The 26849-nt window shown below is 53.1% G+C and carries 31 protein-coding genes; 28 read left to right on the top strand and 3 right to left on the bottom strand.

Annotated features, from left to right (window positions below; all coding sequences use genetic code 11):
- The first annotated feature begins 76 nt into the window (after positions 1-76).
- From G006_RS0112035 to G006_RS0112000, 7 genes are all read left to right on the top strand, one after another.
- Positions 77-1009 (top strand): carbohydrate kinase family protein, encoded by a 933-nt coding sequence (locus G006_RS0112035; protein ID WP_020483441.1) that lies wholly within the window; start codon positions 77-79, stop codon positions 1007-1009.
- Positions 1006-1821, top strand: coding sequence for a nucleoside triphosphate pyrophosphohydrolase (gene mazG / locus G006_RS0112030; protein ID WP_020483440.1), 816 nt, complete (start codon positions 1006-1008; stop codon positions 1819-1821). Before G006_RS0112035 ends, mazG begins: the two co-directional genes overlap by 4 nt.
- Positions 1814-2278, top strand: coding sequence for a hypothetical protein (locus G006_RS0112025; protein ID WP_020483439.1), 465 nt, complete (start codon positions 1814-1816; stop codon positions 2276-2278). The genes mazG and G006_RS0112025 overlap by 8 nt, the downstream gene beginning before the upstream one ends.
- Before the next feature lie 117 nt (positions 2279-2395).
- Complete coding sequence (gene msrP / locus G006_RS0112020) at positions 2396-3325, top strand: protein-methionine-sulfoxide reductase catalytic subunit MsrP (protein ID WP_020483438.1); 930 nt, start codon at positions 2396-2398, stop codon at positions 3323-3325.
- A gap of 2 nt (positions 3326-3327) precedes the next feature.
- On the top strand, positions 3328-3960 hold the full coding sequence (locus G006_RS0112015) for a sulfite oxidase heme-binding subunit YedZ (protein ID WP_033193926.1): 633 nt from the start codon (positions 3328-3330) through the stop codon (positions 3958-3960).
- A gap of 41 nt (positions 3961-4001) precedes the next feature.
- Entirely contained in the window at positions 4002-4517 is a 516-nt protein-coding gene (locus G006_RS0112010; protein WP_020483436.1) for a hypothetical protein, read from the top strand.
- Positions 4518-4706: 189 nt separating this feature from the next.
- Positions 4707-5036 (top strand): hypothetical protein, encoded by a 330-nt coding sequence (locus tag G006_RS0112000; RefSeq protein WP_020483434.1) that lies wholly within the window; start codon positions 4707-4709, stop codon positions 5034-5036.
- A 115-nt stretch (positions 5037-5151) separates the two neighbouring features.
- Here the strand turns inward: G006_RS0112000 and G006_RS0111995 are convergent, their stop codons facing one another.
- Positions 5152-5601, bottom strand: coding sequence for a hypothetical protein (locus tag G006_RS0111995; RefSeq protein WP_020483433.1), 450 nt, complete (start codon positions 5599-5601; stop codon positions 5152-5154).
- 528 nt (positions 5602-6129) lie between these two features.
- Between G006_RS0111995 and G006_RS0111990 the strand changes: the two genes are divergently transcribed.
- The 19 genes from G006_RS0111990 (at position 6130) to hypD (ending at position 19743) form a co-directional block, all read left to right on the top strand.
- Positions 6130-7221, top strand: a complete 1092-nt coding sequence (locus G006_RS0111990; RefSeq protein WP_020483432.1) for a hydrogenase small subunit — start codon at positions 6130-6132, stop codon at positions 7219-7221.
- Complete coding sequence (locus G006_RS0111985) at positions 7221-9017, top strand: nickel-dependent hydrogenase large subunit (protein WP_020483431.1); 1797 nt, start codon at positions 7221-7223, stop codon at positions 9015-9017. The genes G006_RS0111990 and G006_RS0111985 overlap by 1 nt, the downstream gene beginning before the upstream one ends.
- 9 nt (positions 9018-9026) lie before the next feature.
- Positions 9027-9242, top strand: a complete 216-nt coding sequence (locus G006_RS0111980) for a hypothetical protein (RefSeq protein ID WP_020483430.1) — start codon at positions 9027-9029, stop codon at positions 9240-9242.
- Positions 9239-9934 (top strand): Ni/Fe-hydrogenase, b-type cytochrome subunit, encoded by a 696-nt coding sequence (gene cybH, locus G006_RS0111975; RefSeq protein ID WP_020483429.1) that lies wholly within the window; start codon positions 9239-9241, stop codon positions 9932-9934. The genes G006_RS0111980 and cybH overlap by 4 nt, the downstream gene beginning before the upstream one ends.
- A gap of 2 nt (positions 9935-9936) precedes the next feature.
- Positions 9937-10620, top strand: a complete 684-nt coding sequence (locus G006_RS0111970; protein ID WP_020483428.1) for a HyaD/HybD family hydrogenase maturation endopeptidase — start codon at positions 9937-9939, stop codon at positions 10618-10620.
- Positions 10620-10916, top strand: coding sequence for a HypC/HybG/HupF family hydrogenase formation chaperone (locus tag G006_RS0111965; RefSeq protein ID WP_020483427.1), 297 nt, complete (start codon positions 10620-10622; stop codon positions 10914-10916). Before G006_RS0111970 ends, G006_RS0111965 begins: the two co-directional genes overlap by 1 nt.
- On the top strand, positions 10913-11335 hold the full coding sequence (locus tag G006_RS0111960; RefSeq protein ID WP_020483426.1) for a hypothetical protein: 423 nt from the start codon (positions 10913-10915) through the stop codon (positions 11333-11335). Before G006_RS0111965 ends, G006_RS0111960 begins: the two co-directional genes overlap by 4 nt.
- A gap of 226 nt (positions 11336-11561) precedes the next feature.
- Entirely contained in the window at positions 11562-11801 is a 240-nt protein-coding gene (locus tag G006_RS0111955) for a type II toxin-antitoxin system CcdA family antitoxin (protein WP_020483425.1), read from the top strand.
- A 1-nt stretch (position 11802) separates the two neighbouring features.
- Positions 11803-12120 (top strand): CcdB family protein, encoded by a 318-nt coding sequence (locus tag G006_RS0111950; protein ID WP_020483424.1) that lies wholly within the window; start codon positions 11803-11805, stop codon positions 12118-12120.
- 413 nt (positions 12121-12533) lie between these two features.
- Positions 12534-13328 carry a hypothetical protein gene (locus G006_RS0111940; protein ID WP_020483422.1) on the top strand — a complete coding sequence of 265 codons (795 nt, stop codon included), beginning with the start codon at positions 12534-12536 and terminating at the stop codon, positions 13326-13328.
- Between the two features lie 138 nt (positions 13329-13466).
- Complete coding sequence (locus G006_RS0111935; RefSeq protein ID WP_020483421.1) at positions 13467-13988, top strand: hypothetical protein; 522 nt, start codon at positions 13467-13469, stop codon at positions 13986-13988.
- Between the two features lie 515 nt (positions 13989-14503).
- A complete protein-coding gene (locus G006_RS0111925) occupies positions 14504-15352 on the top strand; it encodes a hydrogenase expression/formation protein (protein ID WP_026147006.1) in 849 nt (282 codons plus the stop codon).
- Positions 15349-15570 (top strand): rubredoxin, encoded by a 222-nt coding sequence (locus tag G006_RS0111920; protein ID WP_020483418.1) that lies wholly within the window; start codon positions 15349-15351, stop codon positions 15568-15570. The genes G006_RS0111925 and G006_RS0111920 overlap by 4 nt, the downstream gene beginning before the upstream one ends.
- A 2-nt stretch (positions 15571-15572) precedes the next feature.
- Positions 15573-16034, top strand: coding sequence for a [NiFe]-hydrogenase assembly chaperone HybE (gene hybE / locus G006_RS0111915; protein WP_020483417.1), 462 nt, complete (start codon positions 15573-15575; stop codon positions 16032-16034).
- Positions 16035-17192, top strand: coding sequence for a hypothetical protein (locus G006_RS0111910; RefSeq protein WP_020483416.1), 1158 nt, complete (start codon positions 16035-16037; stop codon positions 17190-17192). It abuts the gene before it with no gap.
- Between the two features lie 19 nt (positions 17193-17211).
- On the top strand, positions 17212-17553 hold the full coding sequence (gene hypA, locus G006_RS0111905) for a hydrogenase maturation nickel metallochaperone HypA (RefSeq protein ID WP_020483415.1): 342 nt from the start codon (positions 17212-17214) through the stop codon (positions 17551-17553).
- The gene (gene hypB, locus G006_RS25495; protein ID WP_033193925.1) at positions 17553-18380 is read left to right on the top strand and encodes a hydrogenase nickel incorporation protein HypB; all 828 of its coding nucleotides are present in this window, start codon (positions 17553-17555) and stop codon (positions 18378-18380) included. Before hypA ends, hypB begins: the two co-directional genes overlap by 1 nt.
- Positions 18381-18409: 29 nt before the next feature.
- A complete protein-coding gene (locus tag G006_RS0111895) occupies positions 18410-18637 on the top strand; it encodes a HypC/HybG/HupF family hydrogenase formation chaperone (protein WP_020483413.1) in 228 nt (75 codons plus the stop codon).
- Positions 18634-19743 carry a hydrogenase formation protein HypD gene (hypD, locus tag G006_RS0111890; RefSeq protein WP_020483412.1) on the top strand — a complete coding sequence of 370 codons (1110 nt, stop codon included), beginning with the start codon at positions 18634-18636 and terminating at the stop codon, positions 19741-19743. The genes G006_RS0111895 and hypD overlap by 4 nt, the downstream gene beginning before the upstream one ends.
- Positions 19744-19816: 73 nt before the next feature.
- On the opposite strand, the gene G006_RS0111885 is transcribed toward hypD, so the two are convergent.
- Entirely contained in the window at positions 19817-20074 is a 258-nt protein-coding gene (locus G006_RS0111885) for a hypothetical protein (RefSeq protein WP_020483411.1), read from the bottom strand.
- Between the two features lie 237 nt (positions 20075-20311).
- Here G006_RS0111885 and hypE point away from each other — a divergent pair, with 237 nt between their 5' ends.
- Positions 20312-21355, top strand: a complete 1044-nt coding sequence (gene hypE, locus G006_RS0111880; protein ID WP_026147005.1) for a hydrogenase expression/formation protein HypE — start codon at positions 20312-20314, stop codon at positions 21353-21355.
- The gene (gene hypF, locus G006_RS0111875) at positions 21355-23667 is read left to right on the top strand and encodes a carbamoyltransferase HypF (RefSeq protein WP_020483409.1); all 2313 of its coding nucleotides are present in this window, start codon (positions 21355-21357) and stop codon (positions 23665-23667) included. The genes hypE and hypF overlap by 1 nt, the downstream gene beginning before the upstream one ends.
- Positions 23668-23688: 21 nt before the next feature.
- On the opposite strand, the gene G006_RS0111870 is transcribed toward hypF, so the two are convergent.
- Positions 23689-26787, bottom strand: coding sequence for an efflux RND transporter permease subunit (locus tag G006_RS0111870; protein ID WP_020483408.1), 3099 nt, complete (start codon positions 26785-26787; stop codon positions 23689-23691).
- Positions 26788-26849: the final 62 nt, after the last annotated feature.

Genomic DNA, 26849 nt, shown 5'->3' with positions numbered 1-26849 from the left:
TTTGTCGCTTTCGTCTTGTGCCTATTTCAAACATCCGTTACCTTAGGGCCGCTGAAATCGTCAAACAAGGATAATAATGAGTGCATTGATCTGTGGCTCCATGGCCTACGACACCATCATGGTGTTTCACGACAAATTTAAACATCACATCCTGCCAGAGAAAGTACACATGCTTAACGTGTCTTTCCTGGTGCCGGCCTTGCGCCGCGAATACGGCGGCTGCGCCGGTAACATTGCTTACAACCTGAAATTGTTGCAGGAAGAGCCGTCCATCATGGCGACCGTCGGCCACGATTTCGAGCCCTATGCCCAATGGCTGAGCCAATGCGGCATCTCCAGTCGTTATATCAAGGTGCTGGACGATCATTACACCGGTCAGGCCTATATCACCACAGACGTAGACGACAACCAAATCACCGCTTTCCATCCCGGGGCGATGAGCTTTTCGCATTTAAACACCGTGCCGGCCGACTCTGGCATTACCATCGGCATCGTCTCGCCGGACGGTAAACAAGGCATGCAGGAGCATGCCCAGCAGTTTGTTGAGCAAGGCATTCCGTTTATTTTCGATCCCGGCCAAGGTATGCCGATGTTCGATGGCGACGAGTTGTTGGCGTTTCTGGAACTGGCCAATTACGCTACTTTCAACGATTACGAGTCGGAATTGATGCAACAACGAACCGGCTTGACGCTGGAGCAAATCGCCGAAAAAGTCGATGCCCTGATCATCACCTTGGGCGGCAACGGTTCCAAAGTGTATACCCGCGGCGAATGCATCGACATTCCGCCCGCCAAACCCAAACAATTGTTGGACCCCACAGGCTGCGGCGACGCTTATCGTGCCGGTCTGCTGTACGGTTTGATTAACGATTACGATTGGGATGTTACCGGTCGGATTGCTTCCTTGTTGGGCGCGATCAAAATCGAGCACAACGGCACCCAAAACCACACCTTTACGATGGCGGAGTTCAAAAAACGCTATCAGGATACGTTTGGTTCGACATTTTGAGTTTGACTAAAACCCAGGAACTGCTGGCTTTGATGGCCCGCTTGCGCGACCCGGAAAAGGGTTGTGCTTGGGACGTCAAGCAGGATTTCCATAGCCTGATTCCCTACACCATCGAAGAAGCCTACGAGGTGGCCGACGCCATCGAACGTAATGACTTCGACGATTTGCGCGGCGAATTGGGCGATCTGTTGTTACAAGTGGTGTTTCACTCGCAGATTGCCGAAGAACGCGGCTTATTCGACTTTGAGCAGGTGGCGGCGGCAATCAGCGAGAAATTGGTTAGCCGGCATCCGCATGTGTTTGCCGATGTCAAATTCGATACCGATGAGCAACGCCAACAAGCCTGGGACGCAGCCAAAGCTCAGGAACGCCGTTTGAAACAGCCTGCGCAGCAAACCGAAAGTGTGTTAGCCGGCGTTGCGCAAAGTCTGCCAGCCTTGGTGCAGTGCGAGAAAATTCAGAATCGCGCCGCCAGCCACGGTTTTGATTGGCCGGAAGCGGAACCTGTATTCGACAAAGTGCGCGAAGAACTCCAGGAAGTCCACGAAGCCTGGCAATCCGGCGATCAGCCGCATATTCAGGAAGAAATCGGCGATTTGCTGCTGGTAGTGGTCAATCTGGCCCGGCACCTGAAAGTCAATCCGGAAATTGCCTTGCGCGAAGCCACTAAAAAATTCACCCGCCGGTTTAATTACATCGAGAAGCAGGTGGAAGCCTCCGGCCGGGAGTTGCGCGATTGCGAATTGGCGGAGCTGGACGGCTTATGGAACGAAGCCAAGCGTCACTTAAAGCAATTGCAGAACAATGGCTAATTTGCGCAAGGGTGGCTTCAAACCCTCAAGTTACAAAGCGTGCTATTTGAGTGTGCTTTTCAGCGTCTGGGTATATAGCGGCAGCGCAACGGCCGAATTATTGGGGACAATCTCTGATGACACCGCGCCGGTTGTTAAACCGCTCGAACCCAAAACCGGCAAAAACGACGACCGGAAAATCATCTATCGCGTAATTTGCTCGCCTGAAGATCAAGACTTACCGGATTGTGACCGGTCCGCCGTTGATGACGGCAACGAAACCGCCGTATTGCCGATGCCGGATTTGCCGCCGGATAGCGCGGATCTGGCAGAGCAGTCTGCGCAGAATGACGCTGCGAAAGTGACTGCCGAGGAAAATCCGCAGAAAGCCGGGCATAAAAAAGTAGCCAAGCCCAGTAAGTCTGCAAAAAAGACGACGGCCAAAAAACCGGATAGCAAGAAAAAGCCGCGCAAATAGAGTTTAAGCTGATGCGGATCGCCAAATCGACAAAGCCCGTGGCGTGACTTTGGAGCAAACGGAACTGCCTGCTCGGTTTATGGTCGAGTAGTTCTAAACTTTTCACGAGGCGTCCCCATGAAACTTCCCGGCATCCCTGCAATTCCCGCTTCCGAAATCACCCCCCGTGAGCTGTTTTACCAGCGCCGACATTTTATGCAGTTGGCACTGGGCGGCTCCACTGCCTTGCTTGCCGGCGCAGCCTTTGGCGGTGAAAAATTAGCGAGTAGCCTCTCCGAAGCGTATGGCTTGACCGATAAATTGACGCCGTTAGAAGACGTCAGCCAATACAATAATTTCTACGAGTTCGATACCAGCAAGGAAGGTCCGGCCAAAATGGCCGGCCGTCTGAAAACCCGGCCGTGGACGGTCAGTGTGGAAGGCGAAGTCCGTAAACCTAAACAATTTGCCATAGAGGATTTACTAAAGCTGGCGCCGATGCAGGAGCGCATCTACCGCTTACGGTGCGTGGAAGCGTGGTCGATGGTGATTCCCTGGCTAGGTTATCCCTTGGCGGAGTTGCTGAAACAAGTCGAGCCGACTAGTGAGGCCCGTTATGTGGAGTTCGTCAGCCTGCACGACCCCGAACAACTGCCCGGGCAGCGGCGCGCTGTCCTGGAATGGCCGTATCGCGAGGGCCTGCGCATCGACGAAGCCATGCATCCCTTGGCTTTACTGACTTTTGGTTTATACGGCGAAGTGTTACCCAATCAAAACGGCGCGCCGGTGCGCATCGTCGTGCCGTGGAAATACGGCTTCAAAAGCGCCAAGTCCATCGTTAAGATTCGCTTGGTTAATCAGCAACCGACGACCAGTTGGATGCAGGCCGGCCCCAGCGAATACGGATTTTATGCCAACGTTAATCCGGAAGTCGATCACCCGCGCTGGAGTCAAGCCAAAGAACGCCGCCTCGGCGATTTTCTAAAGCGGCCAACCCTGCCGTTCAACGGTTACGCCGAACAAGTCGCCGGCTTGTATGCCGGCATGGATTTGACTAAAAACTTTTGACTGTGAATTGGAAAACGCTTGACGATACTCACCTGCGGCGTCTAAAACAGCTAGTGTTTTTGGCGGCTTTGTTGCCCATGGCGCTATTGTTGACGGCCGCTTGGCAAGACGAATTGGGTGCCAACCCCATCGAAAAAATCACCCATAACACCGGTTACTGGACATTGGCGTTTTTGCTGATAAGTATCGGCGTCACGCCGCTGCGGCAACTGAGCGGCGCAAGCTGGCTTATCCGGCTTAGACGTATGCTGGGATTGTTTGCCTTTTTCTACGCCTGTCTGCACTTTCTGACTTATCTGGTTTTGGACCAGTTTTTCGATTGGTCGGCAATAGCCAAAGACATCCTGAAACGTCCCTACATTACTGTCGGTTTTACGGCGTTCTTGTTCCTGATTCCTTTGGCCGTAACCTCCACGAATGCTATGCAGCGCCGGCTCGGCGGCAAACATTGGAAACGCTTGCACCGTATGGTTTACCCGATTGCAGTTGCCGGCGTGATGCATTTTGCCTGGCTAGTAAAAAAAGATCTGAGCCGGCCGCTGCTGTTCGGCGGGATACTGGCTTTGTTACTGGCCTTGCGCTGGTTTTATAAAATTAAATCTGCCCGTTTACGTCGTTCGTATTCGTCGATATAGGCTAGGCTTACACGTTTTACGATGTGCAAAGGGATGCTCAGTTGCAAATCATCAGACCGAATGTAATCGATTTCGAAGCTTCCGGGTTTGGCTTCGATAGTTATCCCATCGAAGTAGGCGTGGTATTGGGAAACGGGCAAAAATATTGCGCGCTAATCAAGCCTGCCAGTGACTGGACTTATTGGGACGCGCAGGCCGAACGGGTGCACGGCCTCAGTCGAGAGACCTTAATCAGTTATGGAAAGCCCATCGCTCTGGTAGCCAGCGAATTGAATGATTTTTTAGCCGGTAAAACGGTGTATAGCGACGGCTGGGTGGTCGATAAGCCTTGGTTATCTCGCTTGTTTTTTCGCTGCGGCGTACAACCGGGCTTTTACCTCAGCGCGTTGGAAATGATATTGAAAGAAGCGCAAATGGACATCTGGACCCAAACCAAACGGCAAGTGATTCAGGATATGGCCTTGTTGCGGCATCGGGCCAGTACCGATGCCTTAATCATTCAGGAAACCTATGCCCGTACCCGGCAATTGATTAACAGCGGCTTCACGCCGGCTTGAGGTTGAATTGATTGCCGAAATTCGCCTCTTGGAGCGCAACGAATTTGCCGAAAGTTGATAACTGGTCGTGGCCTTGATAGCCTATGCCGCCGGCCGAAGCTTAGCGGCGTATTTGGCGGAAAACAATTTGAGCCAGGGTTGGCGCCAACCCGATAATTATAATAAACGAGAAAATCGAGAGCTCGCATCATGAAACTGGAAACCCAATTTAGCAATCAGCAACTCAAACGCATCAACGTTCAGGGCATTTTGTATATGTGTTCCTGCCCGTCGCAGGTTGGCGGACAAATCGATAGCTTGCGCAAGCTGTTTGACTATCAGGCCAATTGCTCCGAGCGCAGCGGCAGCGAGGTGCAAACCAGAGTACACCAGCGCATCGCCGATGCTACCCAGAAAGCCCATTTGATCATGGAAGAATGCCTGAAAGATGTGCTGGAGCTGGAAGGCTGGGATCCGGAAACGCTGGAAATGCCGGCCGGCCTGCGGACTTTGCTGGAACAAGAGATAGACAGCGAGTGAGTAAGCGCGGGCATTCCTTGGTCGAGAACATGCGCTGGATTAACGTGAATATCCAGCGTTGATTAGCTTAGCCCATTTGATTTTTCCGCACTGCAAGCGTGCCGGGCTGCATTCGTCATTGCCCGTATTTCTTTTCCAATTCCCGCGATAGGGCTTCGGCTTCCTCATCGGACATATTTTCCAATTCTTGTAGGCTTTTGCCGGTCACTTGTTTTACCGCAGCTGCGCCTTTGCCTTGACTAAGCGCACTGCGAGCTTCCTGAGCCAAGCGAGTGGCGTCTTCCGTGGTTTGTTTGATCTTGGCGTCGTACAGACGATTCACTTCTGCATCCGATTTGCCCTTGGCCGCCGCGCCCAGGTTTTTACGCTTACTGCCCATCATCTCCCGGTTTGCCTTGGCATTGGCTTCGTTAATCAATTTTTGCGCCTCACGTGCCCTGGCTTGTTCGGCGCGCTGGGTAGCTTCGCGCTGCGCTTGTTCTTGAGCTTCCAGTTCCGGGTCCCAATCCGCCGGGGCATTGGTGTTAAAAATAGTCAGTAACATCAGCACGATAACGCGGTTCATAAGAGCTCTCCCGGCGATGCGGTGGAACGGATTTTAGTGCCGTCTCCGCTTAATTATTTTGAGTTAATCCCGTCTTCAAAGGCTTCGAGGACGGTTATTCACTTTAGTAGCCACCGCTTGGGCCTGTCAACCATGCTGACAGGTTTTCGAAGCCTCATTCTAAAAGCTATGCATATGTCGTATTTCAGGCAATCATTGTGTGGTTTTGTTGGGTTTGTTAGTTAGCAGACAGAGGCTAAGCCGCGTTAAACGCTAATAGTCCCACTAATGCAAAGGTTTTAGCGTTGCCCTATGGCCGGCATAGATGTTGCTCTGGCAAGGCGGGGCAACGCTGGTTCTTAGTGTTGTCACCTAAATAATAACAAGCAAAGGTTTTCAACCTTCCGGCGAATTCCGGCCGGCATAGCTGCGGGGGCGGCTTTGAAAACCTGCTATTAAAGCTACTGGATAACAACCATCAGCGCCTAACCTCGCGCGGTGTCGTCAAACCAGTCACTTTGCTTAGCCTTAACGACGACTGGAGTATCCATGATCGAAACCTTTTACGATGTGATGCGCAGGCAAGGCATCACCCGCCGCAGTTTTCTGAAATTTTGCAGTTTAACCGCCGCCTCGCTGGGCCTATCGCCGGCATTCGCGCCGAAAATCGCCCATGCCATGGAAACCAAGCCGCGGATTCCGGTGTTGTGGCTACACGGTCTGGAATGCACCTGCTGTTCAGAATCCTTCATCCGCTCCGGTCACCCCTTAGCGAAAGACGTGATCTTGTCGATGTTGTCGCTGGATTACGACGACACCATCATGGCTGCCGCCGGTCATAACGCCGAAGCCATCGTTACCGAGATCGTCGAGAAATACAAAGGCAATTACATCCTGGCCGTGGAAGGCAATCCGCCGCTGGCCGAGGACGGCATGTATTGCATCATCGGCGGCAAGCCCTTCGTTGATCAGCTGAAATACGCCGCCGAAAGTTGTAAGGCCATCATTTCCTGGGGCTCTTGCGCCTCCTGGGGGTGCGTACAAGCTGCCAAACCCAATCCCACTCGGGCGACGCCGGTACACAAAGTACCCGGTTTGGCTGACAAGCCCATCATCAAAGTCCCAGGTTGCCCACCGATTGCGGAAGTGATGACGGCGGTGGTGGCGTATCTACTAACGTTCGACAAACTGCCGACGCTGGACAAACAAGGCCGGCCGCAAATGTTCTACAGTCAGCGCATCCACGACAAATGCTATAGACGGCCGCATTTCGACGCCGGCCAGTTTGTCGAGCAATGGGATGATGAAGCGGCCCGCCAAGGCCATTGCCTCTACAAAATGGGCTGCAAAGGGCCAACCACATATAACGCCTGCTCCACGGTGAAATGGAACGAAGGCACCTCCTTTCCGATTCAATCCGGCCACGGCTGTATCGGCTGTTCCGAAGACGGTTTCTGGGACAAAGGTAGCTTTTACGATCGCCTCACCGGCATCAATCAATTTGGTATCGAAGCCAACGCCGATGTGGTCGGCGGAACCGCCGCAGCGATTGTCGGGGCCGGTGTTGCCGCGCATGCCGGTTTGACCGCTTTAAACAATGCCAAACAAGCCGGGGATAAACAACCAGGAGCGCAGCAATAATGACAGTCCGAAACACCCCCAACGGTTTTAACTTAAACGATGCCGGTCGCCGCGTCGTGGTCGATCCGGTTACCCGCATCGAAGGCCACATGCGCTGCGAAGTCAACATCGACGACGACAACATCATCCGTAACGCCATCTCCAGCGGCACCATGTGGCGCGGCCTGGAAGTGATTTTGAAGGGCCGCGACCCGCGCGACGCCTGGGCTTTCGTGCAACGCATTTGCGGCGTCTGCACCGGTACCCACGCATTGACCTCGGTGAGGGCGGTCGAAGATGCCTTGAAAATCAAGATCCCGGAAAATGCCAATTCGATCCGCAACATCATGCAGCTCAGCTTGCAAGCGCACGATCACTTGGTGCATTTTTATCATTTGCATGCCTTGGATTGGGTGAATCCGGTCAATGCCTTAAAGGCCGATCCGGTAGCGACTTCGGCTTTGCAGCAACAGATTTCGCCGAGCAATCCCAAGTCTTCGCCGGGCTATTTCCGCGACACCCAAAACCGTCTGAAAAAGTTTGTCGAATCCGGCCAGTTGGGTCCGTTCAAGAACGGCTACTGGACCAATCCGGCCTATTTGCTGCCGCCGGAAGCCGATTTGCTGGCGGTCACCCATTATCTGGAAGCGCTGGACTTTCAGAAAGACATCATGAAAATCCGCACCATCTTCGGCGGCAAAGATCCGCATCCGAACTGGCTGGTCGGCGGCGTGCCGTGTGCGATCAATCTGGACGGCGTCGGCGCGGTCGGCGCTATTAATATGGAGCGGCTGAATCTGGTGTCCTCCATCATCGACCGCACCATCACCTTTATCGATCAGGTTTATATTCCGGATTTACTGGCGATTGCTCAGTTCTACAAAGGCTGGATGTATGGCGGTGGTTTGGCCGGTGCCAGCATGCTGTCTTATGGCGACATCCCGGACAAAGCCAACGACTATTCTGCCGGCAACTTGCTGATGCCGCGCGGCGCGATCATCAACGGCGATTTGACTAAAGTTCATGAAGTGGACTTGACCGATCCAGAGCAAATCAAGGAATACGTGCCCCACTCCTGGTACAAATACCCGGACGAAGCGCTGGGTTTGCATCCTTATGATGGCATCACCGAACCGAACTATAAAATCGGCGCCAAAACCAAGGGCGACCGCACCAATATCCAGGAACTGGACGAAAGTGCCAAATATTCCTGGATCAAAGCCCCACGCTGGCGCGGCCACGCGATGGAGGTTGGTCCTTTAGCCCGTTATGTAATCGGCTATGCGCAAGGCAATAAAGAAATCACCGAGCAAATCAACTTTGTCCTGAAAACCCTGGACGTGCCGGTCAGCGCCTTGTTCTCGACCTTGGGCAGAACCGCCGCGCGTGGTTTGGAAGCGCAATGGGCAGCCGGTAAGATGCGTTATTTCATGGACAAGCTGATCGCCAATCTGAAAACCGGCGATTTAAGCACTGCCAATGTCGAGCGTTGGGACCCGGAAACCTGGCCGAGCAGCGTCAAAGGTGTGGGGTTTACCGAAGCGCCGCGCGGTGCCTTGGGTCATTGGTTGAAAATCGAAGACACCAAAATCGCCAACTACCAATGCGTGGTGCCAACTACCTGGAACGGTTCGCCGCGCGACGAGCAAGGCAATATCGGCGCGTTCGAGGCTTCGCTGATGAACACCAAAGTCGAGGTGCCGGACGAACCGGTGGAAATTTTGCGCACGCTGCATAGTTTCGATCCGTGTCTGGCTTGTTCGACGCATGTGATCAGCCCCGACGGTACCGAATTAACCCGCGTCCAAGTCAGATAAGGAATAGCCATGAAAAATTTGTTTTCGATTCTGTTTCTGCTGGCGCTGGCCGGCAATGCCCAAGCGCACAGCCATCCCGGTATCGATAGCCTAACGCACGCCCTTGAACATATGTTTTTACTGCAAGGCTTGTCTATGCCTTACGCCATGGGTGGAAGCCTATTGCTGCTGGTAATAGCTGCGGCAGCGGTCTGCTGGGCTAGTCGGTGGCGGAGACCGTTATGAGCGCGCCGCTGGCTCCGGTTTATGTTTACGAACTGCCGGTCAGGCTCTGGCATGCCATCAATGCGCTGGCGATCACAGTGTTGGCGGTCAGCGGTTATTTGATCGCATCGCCGCTGCCGTCCCCGGTTGGCGAAGCCAGCGAGCATTATCTGATGGGTTATATCCGTTTCGCGCATTTTGCCGCGGGATATGTATTGCTAATCGGCTTTCTAGGCCGTATTTACTGGGCGTTTGCCGGCAACGAACATGCCCGGCAAATCTTTCTGCCGCCCTTGTTGCAAGCGCATTTCTGGGATGGCGTTTTGCAAGAAGTGTTGTGGTATGCGTTTTTGACCAAGTCACCGCGTCACTACATTGGTCACAACCCGCTGGCAATCTTGGCGATGCATTTTGTGTTGGTCTGGGGCTCTTTGTTCATGATCTTCACCGGTTTTGCCTTGTACGGCGAAGGCGAGGGGCAGGGCAGTTGGCAGTATGCGCTGTTCAGTAGTTGGCTGCTGCCCCTGTTCGGCGATAGCCAAACCGTGCATACCTGGCATCACTTGATGATGTGGTTCATTGTCTGCTTCGTGCTGATTCATATTTACGTCGCGGTGCGTGAAGACAAATTGTCCGGGCAAAGCATGCTGTCCACCATAGTCAACGGTTGGCGCACTTTTAAAGACGACAAGCCGGTGGACGACGCGCATTGAGTATGACTGCCACGCCGCAAATACTGTTACTGGGTATCGGCAACCTTTTGTGGGCTGACGAAGGCTTCGGCGTGCGCGTCATTGAGCATCTGCAAAAGCACTACCGTTTCCCGGATAACGTGCAGGTTGTCGATGGCGGGACGCAGGGCGTGTATCTGATCGAGCATGTGCAGGCGGCGGACGTCTTGGTGGTGTTCGATGCGGTCGATTATGGTCTGCCGCCGGCGACCATGAAACGGGTCGAAAACGACGAGGTACCCAATTTTCTGGGCGCCAAGAAAATGAGTTTGCATCAAACCGGTTTTCAGGAAGTATTGGCGCTGGCGCAAATGCTCGGTCAATATCCCCAACGTTTACTGCTGATCGGCGTGCAGCCGGAGGAACTGGAAGATTATGGCGGCAGCTTGCGGCCAGCCGTCAAGGCACAAATTCAACCGGCTATCGATGTGGCCTTGGCTTATCTACAAGAGTTTGGTGTGAAGGCTGAAGCTGTGGCTGTCCCAGCAGAATTAGCCGACCCGATATTGAATATCCAACGCTACGAACAAGAACGACCTTCGCCCGAACAAGCCTGTCGGCTCGGGGATGAACGCATCGTGTTATCCGCTGCCTTTGAGGTGAAGCCGCCGCCCGCTTCCGACCTGCCTAGTCTGCAAGTGGATGTCGATTACCGGGGTAAATACTGATGTGTATCGGCATCCCCATGCAAGTTATCGAGCTGCGCGGCGATTCTGCACTGTGCGAGTATCGCGGCCAAACCACCCTGATCGATATGATGTTGGTCGGCGAACAAGCCCCCGGCACTTGGTTGTTGGTGTTTTTGGACGCAGCGCGGGAAGTCATCTCCGCCGAAAGAGCCGCACAAATCGCCGATGCCTTAGAAGCCATGCGCTTGGCGATGCAAGGCGAAACCAACTTCGATCATTTATTCGCCGATCTGGTTGACCGCGAACCCGAATTGCCGGAGTTTTTAAGAACATGAGCACGCCCTTGCTGGAACAACTGCAAACCCGCCATGGCCTGCCGCTGCTGAATGCCGACAGTTACGATTTATTCGTGCACGGGCATGACACTGTCGTACTGTTCTTTGCCAACGATCCGCTGATGTTTCCGGAAAGTCATGATGTGGCGGTGATTTTGCCGGAGTTGTTAAAAGCCTTTGCTGGGCGTTTACACGGTGCGCTGATCGATAAATCCATCGAGCGTGAGTTGCAGGCCAGATTTAGATTTACCAGCTGGCCGTCCTTGGTGTTTTTGCGCGGCGGCGAGTATTTGGGCGTGATTACCGGGATCAAGGATTGGGCGGAATACGGGCAGGAGTTTGCACGGATTTTAGCTGCGGAGCCGGGGCAGCCGCCGGGGTTTGATCTTGGGAAGGTTTGTGGGGTTGGGCATGCTTAGTTTTCAAAAAATGTAGGTTGGGTTTACCCGAGGGCATAAAAGCTCGATAGAGCGTAACCCAACATTCGAAGCCAAAAGCCAGTTTTCTGGCTAGCGCGCTTTTTGGTCGAGGATTAAGTTCTCACCGGCTCTTTAACAATTTGGTGTCACTATTGCGCAGTACTCCAACAGTCTTTATGTTGGAGTACAATGCGCATACTAAAGCCATATTCATGGAGACAACATCATGGCAGTCACGAATAGCGCAACAAAGAAAGCCACCAATATCACCTTGTCTGCCGATGTGCTGGCCGAGGCCAAGGCATTGAATATCAATATTTCGCAGGCCTGCGACCGACACCTGCGCGAGTTGGTGCGCGGCGAAAGAGAAAGGCGTTGGCAGCAAGAGCATGCCGAGTTTATCGCAGCCTACAACCAAACGATTGAGCAAGACGGTTTGCCGCTAGACGAATGGCGGTCTTTCTGACATGGCGCGTTTCGATGTTTACCGCAATAGCAGTACAACGTCCGACGACGTACCGTATCTGCTGGATGTGCAAAGCGATGTCTTGAATTCTTTGGACAGCCGAGTCGTCGTACCGCTGCGCCGGCTTGATCGCTTTCCGGCAGTCAAATTACCCATTAATTTGAGCCCGATTGTGGTGGTCGATGGTCTTGAGTGTGTGTTGGAAACGCCGAAATTGGCAGCTGTTCCGGCGCGGATTTTGAAATCACCCGTGATGTCGTTGGAAGCGCAGCGGTTTGAGGTTGGGGCAGCGTTGGATTTTTTGTTTCAGGGGTTTTGATTGATTTGGTGTCGCTATCGCGGTTTATTTTGATGTCGGGTCTCGGCCCGACAGCCGAAATACTTTCTTTTGCGTGGCCAAAAGAAAGTATTCAAAGAAAAGGCCACCCGACATTCCGCCTTAATCCTGCGCTTCTCGCTTTTGGCGAGGGTTTTCGGAAGGGGCTTCCCAGCCCCTCCGAAAACGAGCGGCATCCCTGCCGCTCCCCTGCGGGCTAATCTCGCCAAAAGCTGCGATGCTCGGGGCGGAATAACGGGAACAGTCCACTCCAACGGTTATTGTGCGCAGCAAAGATTTTTTGGTAGGCTGGGTTGGAACGGTAGTGTAAACCCAGCTTTGGCCTATTTTGCTGGGTTTCATGTTGTTTTGCCCAGTCTAGTGAACTCCCACAAACCTATAAGAAGTTGTTGATTATGGAAATTGGAAAACGTCCAATTGATAGCTCATATGCTCAGGCCATTAAACCAATCCGAAATAAAATGCGTCAATTTAATTTTAATGGATTACTTGATGCGATATTACGTTATTTAAATAGACCTATCTCGAATGAGATGGTAGAAGACTTATCTGGTCTTCCTTGGGTAGTAGAGAGGTTGGCAATATGGCTTTTGTCTGACAAGGCTTGTTTTTATGGTGAGAAATCAGCTAATGAAGTAGACGTAAAAATACTTGCAAATTTTGCATGGAATTCTATAGACGATCTGTTCTCAAAAAATCAAAATATTAAGTCAGTAAAGCTATTTGTGAGGCAGATTTTTTTGCCGCAAATGCCATGGCAAACTCATCTAGATCATCATGCTTTTATTTTGCAGATTTATTTAATTAAAAGACTTGAGAAAAATAGCAAGCTCTTATCATTTCTTGATAAAAAAGCTGGCATGCCAATCGATAAGTACTGCGAAATTGGCTTGATGTTTTGGTCTCGCTCAATTAGTGAAACGCCATGGTTCAATTATCACTATTTTAAAGAACTTAAACCATTTTATTCGGAAGATGAGTTATGTATTTTTTTAAGTTCAATAGCTTTGACAGAAGAAAATTTACATATAGCTTTGTCTCAACGGATAATTGAACTTGACGAATGGTATCAGCCGACACCTTTTTATAAGACGCCCTGTATTAGCCATGAAAATGCAGTAATTCCATTTGGAAGGCCTTGTTTAAGAAGGTATTTTGAAAACTTAATGGGAGATTGGCTAGAAAATTAAGATATTAGTCTTCGACAGAGCTATGACGAGATAATTTCTAGATATGTTGACTTTGGCTTTAAAAGAAGCGGAGCGAGTTATCTTAACGAATCTCAAATACAAGAATTAATTGGAAAAGATCTTAAGGTATGCGATTTCATGATAATAGAGCCTAAAGCGTATTTATTATTTGAAGTAAAAAATAAATCGCTAACGAAAGCAATTCCAACTGACTCTGCTCCCGAAACCTTGAAAGCTAAATTGAAAGGCACAATACTTAAAGCTAAGAATCAGCTTGATAGTACAAGAAGTAAATGCGCAGCTCTCTCTGTTTTTAAAAATTCTATCTGCTTTCGAATTATTGTTACAAATGACGATTTGTGGATTGGTGATGTGCAAACGTTAATTGAGGACTATGATGATCCGTTGCCAATATGGATTTTAACCTTAAAAGATATTGATTCTCTTGTGGAATTGGTTGTGCAAGGGGTAGAGACTTTTTGTGGGTTCTTTGAAAAAGTGGTGGAGTTTAACCAATATTCACATCATTCTGTTTTTTCGGCTGGAAAGCTCTTGCAAATGCCGCCGTATACTCAACAAACTCTCCCTAAGCACTTACAAGAGGAGTTGGAGATGAGTGTTGAATTATTGAAACAAAAGTTCCAAGGTGTTAGAACTTAATATTGCATCGCCTGCTTTAATCGAATGAGTGCCAATTATTTTTACAGGTCTCGTATGCTTTCGTGTGCTGCAGCTCCATTTGCTCACATTCATTTCCTTAGATTTTGGGGGGTGGTCCCGTTATTTCGCCCCGAGCATCGCAGCTTTTGGCGAGATTAGCCCGATAGGGGAGCGGCAGGGATGCCGCTCGTTTTCGGAGGGCCAGGGATGGCCCTTCCGAAAACCCTCGCCAAAAGCGACAAATTTGCCTGGAGCAAATTTGAACAGCCGATAGGCTGGCCCGAAGGGCGAAAACCATGGATGGTTTTCGTAAAGCGCAGGATTAAGGCGGAATGTCGGGTGGCCTTTTCTTTGAATACTTTCTTTTGGCCACGCAAAAGAAAGTATTTCGGCTGTCGGGCCGAGACCAGACATCAAAATAAACCGCGATAGCGACACCAAATAAACCAACAACCCAATGCCGGATGCACTTCGCTTATCCAGCCAACAAACTTAATTCAACAAACCACCAAAAAATGACCAGTATATCTCTCCCAATTTTCGGCCAAGGCAGCCAACCCGCCGAGGAAGACGGCGTCGAACTCGACTATCTGGCAATGCCGGAAGAAATGGCCACCTACCGGATGCCGACGATTTCGGTGGACTTGAACGCGGCTGATCTGGCGCAGGCCAAAACCGCGTTGCAGCAGCTTGAGGAGGATTTGGCAACGTTCCCGGCAAACAGCCAAACCATAGATTTGATAAGCCTGGACCAAACCAATCGTCAGTTCGTAGACGAACTGCTCGGCGAAGGCGAGGTCAGCATGCTCTGTAAAGGCGCGCAAACTCTGCGGATTCAGGAATCGGTGCTGGCCGGTGTCTGGCGTTCGCAACGCCTCGACGCGCAAAAGCAGATCGTTACCGATACATTGGAAGTCGGCATCATTCCCCAAGCCATCCTGCAAACCGCATTTGCCGATGCCGCCAAGCATATCGATACTGACATGAGCGCGTTGCCGGAAGGGGTGATGAACGCACCGCCGTTGTTGGCGGAATTGAATGCCAAGATCGCCGAGTATCATCCCGGTGCCGAAGCGCATATCATCAACTTGAGTTTGCTGCCGCAAACCGAGCAGGATTTGGTGTTTTTGGAGCAACGCTTGGGCAAGGGGGCGGTGACGATTTTGTCGCGCGGTTACGGTAACTGCCGGATCGACGCTACCGCCACCCGCAACGTCTGGTGGGTGCGGTATTTTAATTCGCAAGACACGCTGATTCTCAATACCCTGGAAGTTAGCGACGTGCCGAATGTGGCGTGCGCGTCGGCGGAAGACATTGCCGACAGCCACCAGCGTTTGCAGGAAATTTTGCAGGTGTATTTGTGAGCGAAGACTTCTTTGCCGGGGCTTACGGTGGCGATGCCTCGCGCTTGCCTCCCGAGGCCAAGCTGGAATGCAAGATTTGCTGGCATGTCTACGACCCGGCCGAGGGCGATGCCGTTTGGCAAATGCCGCCCGGTACCGCCTTTGCCGACTTGCCTGAGCATTGGAGTTGCCCGCAATGCGGCGCGCCCAAACAAGGCTTTTTGGTGCTGGACGACTAAGTATGCACTGGCAGGACGGTGAGCAGATTCGGCAAATGCTGGACGCTGTGTTTAACGATATCCTGGCCCAACGGATGCGCGAAATGCCGGTGCTGAATCCGGCATTAGCGGTGCGCGCTCTAGGGTTTAACCGCTACAACGCCGATTGGGTGGGGGTGTTGATTACGCCCTGGTTTATGAATCTGTTACTGCTGCCAGTCGAGGATAGCCAATGGCCGGCGCAAGCGCCAGGAAGCAAGTTTGACCAGGCTTTTCCGTACGGCAGTTTCGAATTTGTCGTCGCTGACGAAGGGCAATTGGGGCGCTACGCGCAATGTTCGCTATTTTCGCCGATGTTTCAATTTGCCGATCAGGCGGCGGCCGTGGCGGCTGCAGAAAGTGCATTGCAAGCTTTGCTAGCCGTTCCCGTGCCACGAGCCATCAGCCGCCGCGATTTGTTGCGCGGCAATTTGGTAAGACCTTAAGTGACGCCGGCGGGCGAGATTACTATCGAACTGACGCATCGCGCCGGTCAGGTCGGTGCGGTGAAGATAGACTCAACTCGGCCCGAAGCGGCGCGGGTGTTTCGCGGCAAAACCCCGGAACAGCTGTTGAGTATGGTGCCGCTGCTGTTTTCCCTATGTAGCAATGCCCAGGCTTACGCCGCATTACTGGCTTGTCGCGCCGCGCTGAGCTTGGACGCCGAGCTGGAAGCGGATGCCGCTCGGGAATGCTTGGTGCAACTGGAAACGGTCCGCGAACATGCTTGGCGGATATTGCTGGATTGGCCGGTTTTGCTGGGTCAGCCTGCCGATAAGCTCGCGCTTGCGGCGCTATTGAAATTGGATAGGCAGTTCAAACCGTGTTTATTCAAAGATGGCGAGGCGTTTAAGCTGGATAGCCAGTTGCAGATCGACGGACCGTTTTTGCAGACTTTGCTTGTTGAATTGACCAGCTTAATCGATCAAGCGATTTTTGCTGGAGGCCGCAGCGGGTTTCTGGCGATTTCGGACGAAGTGCATTTGCGCGACTGGTTGGACAGTAATACAGGATTGGCAGCGCAACTATTGAATGCTGTATATCAATGCGATTGGCCGCTGCTGGGGAACAGTCCAGTGTTGGGTTTGCCGGAATTGGATCCGGCCGAACTGAACAGGCAGATGCAAAACACAGATCCTTTGGCCTTCTGTCGGACGCCACAGTGGCAGGGCCGCTGTTTTGAGACGACGCCATTGAGTCGTCAGCAAGCGTCACCCTTGCTCGCGGATTTGCACGGCCGCTACGGGAATGGTTTGCTGCTGCGCTTTGTTGCCGTGTTATTAGAAGTGGCTGCTATCCCGCAGGGCTTAAAACCATCGCTTGGAACGATGTCGGCGTGTGCCGCCGATGGCATTGGTCTGGCACAACTGCAAGCCGCGCGCGGCTTATTGATTCATCGCCTGGCCTTACGTCAGGGCCGGGTGTACGATTACCGCATAGTGGCGCCGACCGAATGGAATTTTCACCCCGATGGCGTGCTGGCCCAAGATTTAAAGTCTTTGCAAGCGGACGATGTCGATGGTTTGCGGCAGCAGGCGGAATGGCTGATAAATGCGGTCGATCCTTGCGTGCAATACCGACTGATTTTGATGCCGGAAAACTGAAATTTACAGAGCAATCATCATGCACGAAATGTCGCTCTGCGAGAGCGTGTTACAGATTATCGAACAACAGGCCAAAGCCCAGCAATTTGCCAAAGTCAAAACCGTGTGGCTAGAGATCGGCGCCTTGTCGGGCGTGGAGCCGGAGGCGATGCAGTTTAGTTTTGAAGTGGTGATGCAAGGTTCTCTGGCCGACCAGGCCCGCTTGGAAATTATCGACGTGCCGGGTGTGGCTTGGTGCATGCCCTGCGGCTGTGAGGTGCTGGTGAGACAGTTATACGACGAATGTCCACACTGCGGCAGTCATCAATTACAGATCGTCGATGGCGATCAAATGCGAATTAAAGAACTGGAGGTAGAGTAATGTGCGGCGTATGCGGCTGCGGCGAGGGCCATACCCACTCGCACGACGAACCACACGATCACGAGCATGCTCATGATCACCACCACAGTCACGAGCATGGACATCACCATCATCACGAACATACTGCAGAACATTCACATGCTCCCGGTCTGACTCAGGCGCGGATGGTGCAGATCGAGCAGGATATTCTGGCCAAAAATAACCGCTACGCCGACGAAAACCGCCACTATTTCAGCGAACGCGGGATGCTGGCTTTGAATCTGGTGTCCAGTCCCGGCTCCGGCAAAACCACGCTGCTGACCGAAACCATTCTGCGATTGAAAGACGAGTTGAGCATCGCGGTGATCGAAGGTGACCAACAAACCGCCCGCGACGCCGACCGCATCCGAGCTACTGGCGTGCCGGCGCTACAAATCAATACCGGCAAGGGCTGTCATCTGGACGCGCATCGGGTCGGTCATGGCCTGGAAAGTTTGAATCTACCCGAGCATAGTTTGTTGTTTATCGAAAACGTCGGCAATTTGGTGTGTCCATCGGCTTTTGACTTGGGCGAAGCGCATAAAGTGGTGATATTGTCGGTCACCGAAGGCGAAGATAAACCGATCAAATACCCGGATATGTTTCACGCCGCCGATTTGATGATCTTAAACAAAACCGATTTGTTGCCTTACCTGGACTTTGATAGCGCCCAATGTATTCAATACGCGAAACAAGTTAACCCGCGCATCAAGGTTTTGTCGCTATCGGCCAAAACCGGCGAAGGCATGGACAACTGGCTAACGTGGCTGCGCGCCGAGATGGCCTTGCAGCGCATCGCGTATGCTTAAGCAACTTTGCCGCCACTTTTAATACTGCTATGTGCCTAGCCCTGCCTGCCCAAATTACCGATATCGATTTTGCGACGCAGATGGCGACGGCGTCGGTAGACGGCGTCAAGGTCGAAGTGTCGCTGGCTTTGGTGGATGACGTGAAAGTCGGTGATTATGTGCTGGTGCATGTGGGTTACGCCCTGAACAAGATCGACGAGGACGAGGCCCTGAAAACCTTGGCATTGTTTGCCGAAGCGGGGCTAACCGCATCATGAAGTACATCGACGAATTCCGTCAGCATGATGTAGCAAAGCAATTGGCGCAGGTCATTGCCCAAACCGTTAATCCTGATCGGCACTACCGGCTAATGGAGTTTTGTGGCGGCCATACCCATGCGATTTTTCGTTATGGCGTACAGGATTTAATGCCCAGCAATGTCGAGTTCATTCACGGTCCCGGTTGCCCGGTGTGTGTGCTGCCGACGGGACGCATCGACAACGCGATGCAGTTGGTGGAACAGCAGGATGTGATTCTCTGCACTTATGCGGATCTGATGCGGGTGCCCGCTTCCGAACGGAAGAGTTTGCTGAAGGCCAAGGCGGCCGGCGGCGATATTCGCATGGTTTATTCTACCCAGGACGCCTTGAAAATCGCCCGGGATAACCCGGACCGGCAAGTGGTGTTTTTTGCGATTGGTTTTGAGACCACTACGCCGCCGACTGCCGTTGCCATTAAACAGGCACAGGCCGAAGGGCTGACTAATTTTTCGGTGTTTTGCAACCATGTACTCACCCCGTCTGCAATGAAGGCCATTCTGGATGCGCCGGAACCTGTGGCTATCGACGCTTTTCTCGGGCCTTCACACGTCAGCAGCGTGATCGGTAGCAAACCCTACGAGACCTTCTCTGAACATTACGCCAAACCCATCGTCATTGCCGGTTTCGAGCCCTTAGACGTGATGCAGTCTTCACTGATGCTGATTCGGCAACTCAACGATGGCCGGCATGAAGTGGAAAACGAATACAGCCGGGCCGTGACGCGCGACGGCAACGTCAAAGCGCAAACCTTGATGGCGGAGGTGTTTGAGCTACGTCCGCAATTTGAATGGCGCGGTCTGGGACTGATTCCGAATAGCGCATTGAAATTACAAGCCGGGTTTGCCAACTTCGACGCCGAACAGCGCTTCGAGATGCCGGCTATCAAAGCCAGCGATGTGAAAGGCTGCGAATGCCCAGCCATCCTGCGCGGCGCGAAAAAACCACAAGATTGCAAATTGCTGGGTACGGTCTGCACCCCGGAAAACCCGATGGGCTCGTGCATGGTATCGTCGGAAGGCGCGTGTGCCGCTTATTGGAGTTATGGCCGGCTGCGGCAAGCTTAGGGGATAAGAAGGTGGACACCGTAAAGTATCCACCTGGATCACACCAGGTTGCACTGGGGTGAGAGGGCAGGGCTTATTTATAGATTTCTGCAGCAGCGGCTTTCAATTTGGCTTCGTTGCCTTGCATAGGTTTCATCATCTCGTTTTTAGAGGCTTTCGCGCCGGCCACTAATTCGTCAGCGGTTTTGAATTTGGTTTTCAAAGCGTCAACAGCCGGCGCCACGGAGCCGTTATGGCAACCTTTGCAGGTGTCCGCTTCGCCCGCTGCGGACAGGGAAGGAATTAAAGCAACAGAAGCAATCGCCAGCAGTGCAAAAATTTTAGTTTTCATTGTGGTTTCCTCGTGATTGTAGTTATTTTACCGAGCGGTGAGCGCTAACACTGTTTGACATCAGTATCCGGAGCCAACCGATGGTGCTGATGATTTTTTCACCGGCGGAAGTTTTCTATCACAGCCTGAAATGCGAAGCAAACATCTCGCGGTGCTGTGTGTGTTTTAAGTGGTTTGTGGTGCATGCCATTACAAGTTTGTCCGCCAATGACTTCTTTCAAAAACGAGACCTGAACCGTGCCAGACCGCTATGCAATCCCTTTAAATCTAAAATCCGGCCACGTCGATCTCAGTCACGGTGGTGGGGGTCGCGCCATGGCGCAATTGATTGATGAGTTGTTCATCAAGCATTTTGACAACGACTTGCTGCGCCAGCATAACGATCAAGCCTTATTCAATTTACCGGCTGGGCGCTTGGCGATCAGCACCGACGGTCATGTGATTTCACCTTTGTTTTTTCCGGGCGGCGACATCGGCTCTTTGGCGGTGCATGGCACGCTGAACGACGTGGCGATGTCCGGTGCAAAACCCTTATATCTCTCGGCGGGTTTTATCCTGGAAGAAGGTTTGCCGCTGGTCGATCTGGAAAAAATCGTTATCAGCATGGCCGCCGCTGCCAAGGCTGCCGGCACGCCGATTGTTACCGGCGATACCAAGGTGGTGGAACGCGGCAAGGGTGATGGGGTGTTCATTACCACGACCGGTGTGGGTCTGGTGCCTGAGGGGGTGACTATCTCCGGCGACCGCGCTGAGCCAGGTTGCGCGATTTTAATTAGCGGATCGATTGGCGATCATGGCGTGGCGATCATGGCCAGTCGCGAGAATCTGCAATTTCAGACCACTATCGTTTCCGATTCAGCGGCCTTGCATAGTTTGGTCGCCGATTTGGTGGCAACCGCACCAACGGCCTTACGCTGCTTGCGAGACCCGACGCGTGGCGGGCTGGCGACGGCATTGAACGAGTTAGCCAAACAGTCCGGCGTGGGTATGGTGATCGACGAAGCCAAGATTCCGGTCAAAGCCGAAGTCAAAGCCGCCTGCGAAATCCTCGGCCTCGATCCTTTATATGTCGCCAACGAAGGTAAATTAGTCTGCATTTGCGACGCCGCTGCCGCCGACGACTTGTTGGCGGCGATGCGACAGCACCCTCTGGGCCAAGATGCGGCTATCATCGGCGAAGTCATTGCCGACCCGCACGGCTTCGTGCAGATGATCACGGCTTTCGGCGGACGGCGTATCGTCGATTGGCCGGTCGGTGAGCAGTTACCGCGCATCTGCTGATGCCTGGCAAGGCCATTCGAGTGCGCGGTGTGGTGCAGGGCGTCGGGTTTCGACCGACGATCTGGCATTTGGCGCGCCAGCACGGTTTGACCGGTTCGGTATGGAACGACGGCGAAGGGGTGATGATACATGCCTTCGGTGACACGCAAGATCTGAGCAACTTTTTGCAACAAATTGCCCTGCGGTTGCCGCCCTTAGCGCGTTTGGATAGTTTGGAAGTTGATGAATTGCCGGGCATCGCGCCTGATGAATTTACGATTGTAGTTAGCAGTCACAATTGCATCGATACCCCGGTCGCCGCTGATGCCGCGACCTGTCCGGAGTGCTTGGCGGATATTGCCGATCCGCATAATCGCCGTTATCGCTACCCCTTCACCAATTGCACGCATTGCGGCCCACGCTTATCGATTGTACGCAGCGTGCCTTACGACCGCCAAAACACCAGCATGGCGGCGTTTGCTATGTGTCCGCAGTGTCAACAGGAATACAACGATCCAGCCGACCGGCGCTTTCACGCGCAGGCCAATTGTTGTCCAGTGTGTGGGCCGACATTGCGGTTGGAGGATCATCAAGGGCAGACTTTGGCAGCTGATGATCCGATTGGCCGTACCGCCGAATTGATCCGCCAAGGTTATATTGTCGCCATCAAAGGACTGGGAGGCTTTCATCTTGCTTGCGACGCGAGTAATGCTGAGGCTGTCGATAGAATCAGGCAGCGTAAGCGCCGTTATGCCAAACCGTTTGCGTTGATGGCGAGGGATGCGGCTATGGTTAGTCGTTATGCTTCCCTAAGTCAACTGGAGCTGTCTGCCGTGCAGCAGCGCGCTGCGCCGATTGTGCTGTTGTCAGCCCGAGGCGACCAACTTCCTCCCGGTATCGCGTCGGGTGACGACAAGCTCGGTTTCATGTTGCCTTATACGCCTTTGCATACCTTGTTGATGCAAGAACTGGACAGTCCTATCGTCTTAACCTCCGGCAATATCAGCGACGAACCGCAATGTATCGATAACAGCCAAGCACGGGAAAAACTCGCGGGCATCGCCGATTATTGGCTCCTGCACGACCGCGAGATTGTCAATCGTCTGGATGATTCGGTGGTGCGTTTGATGGATGGACAGATGCGGATGTTGCGCAGGGGGCGAGGCTTCAGTCCGGAGGCTTTGCGGTTGCCGACCGGTTTTAACGACGCAAGCAATATTCTGGCGATGGGTGCGGAATTAAAAAATAGTTTTTGCTTACTGAAAAACGGCCAAGCCATTGTCAGTCAGCATATCGGCGATTTGGAAAATGCCGTCGTGCAACACGATTACCGGCAAGCTATGGATTTGTACCGAAAACTTAACGATTTTCGTCCGAATCAGATAGTTGTAGACGTTCATCCCGGCTACCTGTCTACCCAATACGGACAGACTTTGTCTGCAACGGAATCCATCGAGTTATGTAGCGTCCAGCATCATCACGCCCATCTAGCGGCTTGTTTGGCCGAACAGGGCGTTGGTCTGGATGCACCGCCGGTATTGGCGGCGATTTTCGACGGTTTGGGCATGGGCGAGAACGGTGAGCTCTGGGGCGGCGAATTTCTGCTTGGAAATTACAATGGCTACACCCGGCTTGGACATTTTCAGCCCATCGCAATGCTAGGCGGCGCGCAAGCGATGCGCGAACCCTGGCGTAACGCTTATGCGCAACTACGGCATTATTTCGACTGGCAAACTTTGGCACGCGATTATGCGGATTTGGACATCATTCAGTTACTAGCCGAAAAACCCTTGCTGACGCTGGATACGATGTTGGCAAAAAATCTCAACTCGCCGCTCAGCAGCTCCTGTGGCCGCTGGTTCGACGCTTTCGCTGCCGCGTTGGGTTTGCATGCCGAACGGGTCGATTATGAAGGACAGGCAGCGATTGCGATGGAAGTATTGGCGACTCCTTTCTTTGGCGAAGAACAGCCTTACCCTCGAGCTTGCGCTATTGCCAACTGCACCGGCTTGGCTGTGCTAAGTTGGCCAGGCTTATGGCAATCGGTGCTGAATGACCTGCAAAGCGGCACCGAGAAGGCTCGCATCGCTGCCCGCATCCATCATAGTCTCGCCGCCGCGACGGTCGATGTGTTGAATGGCTTGAGCGGCCAAACCGGCGCGAATAGTATCGTCTTGAGCGGCGGCGTATTTCAAAACCGCTTGTTGCTGGAAGCCGTGAGCCAGCAATTGCGCCAGCACGATAAAACCGTATTGTCGCCGCAACGCTATCCAATGAACGATGGCGGGTTGGCTCTGGGACAGGCGGTGATCGCGGGAGTATCGAAAGGTTAACAAAAGAGCCTATTCTTTCCGCTAAATCTGTTTCTCAAACGCCACCTCAAACCGGCCATAACGCTGCAAAATCGCCGGCAACAATAGTAAGTTCAACACTGTGGAAGATGCCAAACCGCCGATGATGATCGCAGCCATCGGTCCCATGATTTCCCGGCCCGGATTATCGCTGCCTATCGCAATCGGCAGCATCGCCAGTGCCGTGACCAACGCAGTCATCAGGATGGCCGGCAGGCGTTCCTGGGCGCCGCGAATCAAGGTCTCCGTCGACCAGATTTGACCTTCCAGCTCGACCAGATGGCGGTAATGCGAGATCAGCATGATGCAGTTGCGCACGGTGATGCCGAACAAGGTCACGAAGCCGACGAAAGAGCCGACCGACAGCGTGGCGTCGGTGATCACGACCGCCGCCACGCCGCCCAATAGGGCAAAGGGCAGGTTTAACAAGGTCAGCAGCATGTGCCGAAGGCTACCCAAGGCGATGAACACGAAAATCAGCACGCCGGCGCCGGCCAGCAGGGCGTGGATGATCAGCGTTTCGCGGGCCTTGGCTTGTTCCAGCGCCGCACCGATGAACTCCGGGTAGCTGCCGTCGCGCCAACTCATTTCGTTTTGGACCCGTTGTTTCAATTCGATCATGAAGGCGTCCATATCCCTGTCTTCCACCTTGCAAGTAACGGTCTGAATGCGCTGTGCACCTTGATGCAGGATGTTATAGCGGCCTTCGCCGTAGCGGATTTCGGCCACTTCGCCAAGCAGCACCCGCTGGCCTTCAGTATTTTTTAACGGTAGCTGAACCAGGTAATCCGGTTGGCTGCGCCATTCCGGAGCCAATGCTACTGCGACATTGAAAATTCGGTTGCCTTGCAGATGTTTGCCGACGATGCGACCTTCGTAAGCGGTTTGCAGGGCGCTCATCACTTGGGCCGGACTGATGCCGCGAAACTTCAACTGCTCCAAATTGAGTTCGACTTGTAGCATGGCCGTGGCCGGCGGCGAGCGCAGTTGCACGTCTTCGGCGCCGGGAAGCGTATTGATGATCGCAGCCAGTTGTTGGGCCTTGCGGTCCAGTTCGGTTAGATCGTTGCCGTAGATATTGACTACCACCGGCGCGGTGTAACCGGAAATGGTCTCGTCGACCCGTTCAGTTAAAAAGGTATTGGCTTCAAAATTGATGCCGGGGAATTGTTCCAAAACCTCGCGTAAGCGGTCCTGCACCTGCTGTTGTTCTTGGCCGGATGATGGTTTTAAGCGCACTTCGTATTCGCTGTAATGGCTACCGTAGGTATCGGCGCCGCGTTCGGCGCGGCCAGCCCATTGTGACACCGATTCCACGCCGTCGATAGCCGTGATTTGCTCGGTGAGTAAACTGCCGACGCGAATCGATTCCTGCAAGGACGTACCCGGCACGCTGGCGGTGTGGACGATGAAATGGCCTTCGCGTAGTTCCGGCAGAAACTTATGATCCAAACGCAGAAACGCGGCCACGCCGATGAGGCAGGCTACCGCACCTATCGCCATCACGGCTTTGAAGTGCCTAATAGCCCAGAGTAATTGCTTGGCATACAGTGGTTTAAGCCGGCGCAACAAGGGAGGATCGCTGTCGTCCGGCAGTTTGTTACGAAACAGTAAATGGCATAGAGCCGGTGTCAGGGTTAACGCCACCAGCAACGACATCAAAATCGCCAGAATATAAGACACGCCCAGCGGCGCGAACAAGCGGCCGCTGACGCCATCCAAGGTCAGCAAGGGTACAAATACCAAGGCGACGATGAAACTGGCGTAAACCACCGAGCTACGTACTTCCAACGAAGCTTGATAAATCACCGTTTCAGCGCTATCGGGGAAGATTTTTAAACGATTTTCGCGTAGGCGTCTAAAGATGTTTTCGGTGTCGATGATGGCGTCGTCCACCACTTCGCCCAACGCAATGGCCAGCCCGCCCAGCACCATAATATTTAAGTTGACGCCGCATTCTAAGAGTACTATCGCGGCGGTCAGCAGCGACAACGGAATGGCCGTGGCGGCGATAAAGGCACTGCGCAGATTGAATAAGAACACATACAACACCACCAGTACGAACAGACCGCCGATCAGTAAATGTCCGGACAAATTATGCGCCGAGGTTTCGATGTAATCGGCTGGCCGGAACAAGTGAGAATAGAAATCCACGGACTGTTGTTTGAAAATCGGTTGAAACTCCTCCAACACCGTTTCCACCTGCCGCGACACCGACAAGGTGTTGGCGCCGTACTGGCCGATCACCATCATCACGATCCCAGGCTTGCCCATGATCTGTGCCGCGCCGATGGGCGGTTCCGGCCCATAACCGATCTGCGCGACATCCCCCAAGGTCACGTTCATGCCGTCCTGGCGTTTGACGACCAGTTGTTTGAACTGCTCGGGATTGGCCGGCTGGCCGCTGATTTGCAGTGTAAAACGCTGGTTGGCGTTTTCGATGAAGCCGGCCCCGTTCATTTCCGCCGCACCGGCCGCCGCGTTGACAATGTCGTCTATCGATAGATTGAAGCGCTGTAAGGCCGCCGGTTGTAACTGCACCTGTAGTTGCTGGATGTCGCCGCCGAACACATTCACATCGGCCACGCCCGGAACAGCCAGCAGGCGTGGCACTAAGCTCCAGTCCACCAAGCTGCGCAGTTCCATCAGCGTCTTGCTATCCGAATGCATGCCTATCGTCAATACTGTGGCCGACGAGGACGACAGCGGTACCGCTACGGGCATACCGACGCCGGCCGGCAAGCGTTGGCTTAGACTGTTCAGGCGTTCGCTGACCAATTGCCGATTGCGATACACGTCGCTGTGTTCGTTAAACGTCGCGGTGACGATTGACAAGCCCTGAATAGACTGCGAACGTAAGTTTTGCAGACCAATCAGGCCGCTGATGCTGTTTTCAATTTGCTGGGTGACCAGTACTTCCACTTGCTCTGCGGCCAGGCCGGGAGCTTCGGTCTGGATGATGACTTGCTTCGGCGAGAACTCCGGGAAAATATCCAGGCCGGCGTTCGCCAGACGGTAAATGCCGTAAGCGAATAGCATTAGGGCCAAGGCTACGACAATGCCGGAATAACGGATGGAAAAACGGACCAGAAGTGCGAGCATGAGCGACGAAAGGGATTAAATAGCGGGCTATTGTGCCTTGTCGGTCAGGATTGGTCCATGTT

The organism is Methylomonas sp. MK1, assembly GCF_000365425.1.
Lineage (GTDB): Bacteria > Pseudomonadota > Gammaproteobacteria > Methylococcales > Methylomonadaceae > Methylomonas.
The sequence above is the reverse complement of the archived record's forward strand: the minus strand, read 5'-3'. Positions and strand labels throughout refer to the sequence as shown.

Excerpts from the sequence above, each read along its gene's own strand:
- cybH (WP_020483429.1), top strand. The coding sequence starts at position 9,239 with ATGAGCGCGCCGCTGGCTCCGGTTTATGTTTACGAACTGCCGGTCAGG.
- G006_RS0111960 (WP_020483426.1), top strand. The coding sequence starts at position 10,913 with ATGAGCACGCCCTTGCTGGAACAACTGCAAACCCGCCATGGCCTGCCG.
- G006_RS0112000 (WP_020483434.1), top strand. The coding sequence starts at position 4,707 with ATGAAACTGGAAACCCAATTTAGCAATCAGCAACTCAAACGCATCAAC.
- hybE (WP_020483417.1), top strand. The coding sequence starts at position 15,573 with ATGCACTGGCAGGACGGTGAGCAGATTCGGCAAATGCTGGACGCTGTG.
- hypD (WP_020483412.1), top strand. The coding sequence starts at position 18,634 with ATGAAGTACATCGACGAATTCCGTCAGCATGATGTAGCAAAGCAATTG.
- G006_RS0111935 (WP_020483421.1), top strand. The coding sequence starts at position 13,467 with ATGATAATAGAGCCTAAAGCGTATTTATTATTTGAAGTAAAAAATAAA.
- G006_RS0111925 (WP_026147006.1), top strand. The coding sequence starts at position 14,504 with ATGACCAGTATATCTCTCCCAATTTTCGGCCAAGGCAGCCAACCCGCC.
- msrP (WP_020483438.1), top strand. The coding sequence starts at position 2,396 with ATGAAACTTCCCGGCATCCCTGCAATTCCCGCTTCCGAAATCACCCCC.
- G006_RS0111870 (WP_020483408.1), bottom strand. The coding sequence starts at position 26,787 with ATGCTCGCACTTCTGGTCCGTTTTTCCATCCGTTATTCCGGCATTGTC.
- G006_RS0112035 (WP_020483441.1), top strand. The coding sequence starts at position 77 with ATGAGTGCATTGATCTGTGGCTCCATGGCCTACGACACCATCATGGTG.
- hypA (WP_020483415.1), top strand. The coding sequence starts at position 17,212 with ATGCACGAAATGTCGCTCTGCGAGAGCGTGTTACAGATTATCGAACAA.
- hypB (WP_033193925.1), top strand. The coding sequence starts at position 17,553 with ATGTGCGGCGTATGCGGCTGCGGCGAGGGCCATACCCACTCGCACGAC.
- G006_RS0112025 (WP_020483439.1), top strand. The coding sequence starts at position 1,814 with ATGGCTAATTTGCGCAAGGGTGGCTTCAAACCCTCAAGTTACAAAGCG.
- G006_RS0111955 (WP_020483425.1), top strand. The coding sequence starts at position 11,562 with ATGGCAGTCACGAATAGCGCAACAAAGAAAGCCACCAATATCACCTTG.
- G006_RS0111885 (WP_020483411.1), bottom strand. The coding sequence starts at position 20,074 with ATGAAAACTAAAATTTTTGCACTGCTGGCGATTGCTTCTGTTGCTTTA.
- G006_RS0111970 (WP_020483428.1), top strand. The coding sequence starts at position 9,937 with ATGACTGCCACGCCGCAAATACTGTTACTGGGTATCGGCAACCTTTTG.
- G006_RS0111985 (WP_020483431.1), top strand. The coding sequence starts at position 7,221 with ATGACAGTCCGAAACACCCCCAACGGTTTTAACTTAAACGATGCCGGT.
- G006_RS0111895 (WP_020483413.1), top strand. The coding sequence starts at position 18,410 with ATGTGCCTAGCCCTGCCTGCCCAAATTACCGATATCGATTTTGCGACG.
- G006_RS0111965 (WP_020483427.1), top strand. The coding sequence starts at position 10,620 with ATGTGTATCGGCATCCCCATGCAAGTTATCGAGCTGCGCGGCGATTCT.
- G006_RS0111980 (WP_020483430.1), top strand. The coding sequence starts at position 9,027 with ATGAAAAATTTGTTTTCGATTCTGTTTCTGCTGGCGCTGGCCGGCAAT.
- G006_RS0111950 (WP_020483424.1), top strand. The coding sequence starts at position 11,803 with ATGGCGCGTTTCGATGTTTACCGCAATAGCAGTACAACGTCCGACGAC.
- G006_RS0111940 (WP_020483422.1), top strand. The coding sequence starts at position 12,534 with ATGGAAATTGGAAAACGTCCAATTGATAGCTCATATGCTCAGGCCATT.
- hypF (WP_020483409.1), top strand. The coding sequence starts at position 21,355 with ATGCCTGGCAAGGCCATTCGAGTGCGCGGTGTGGTGCAGGGCGTCGGG.
- G006_RS0111995 (WP_020483433.1), bottom strand. The coding sequence starts at position 5,601 with ATGAACCGCGTTATCGTGCTGATGTTACTGACTATTTTTAACACCAAT.
- G006_RS0111990 (WP_020483432.1), top strand. The coding sequence starts at position 6,130 with ATGATCGAAACCTTTTACGATGTGATGCGCAGGCAAGGCATCACCCGC.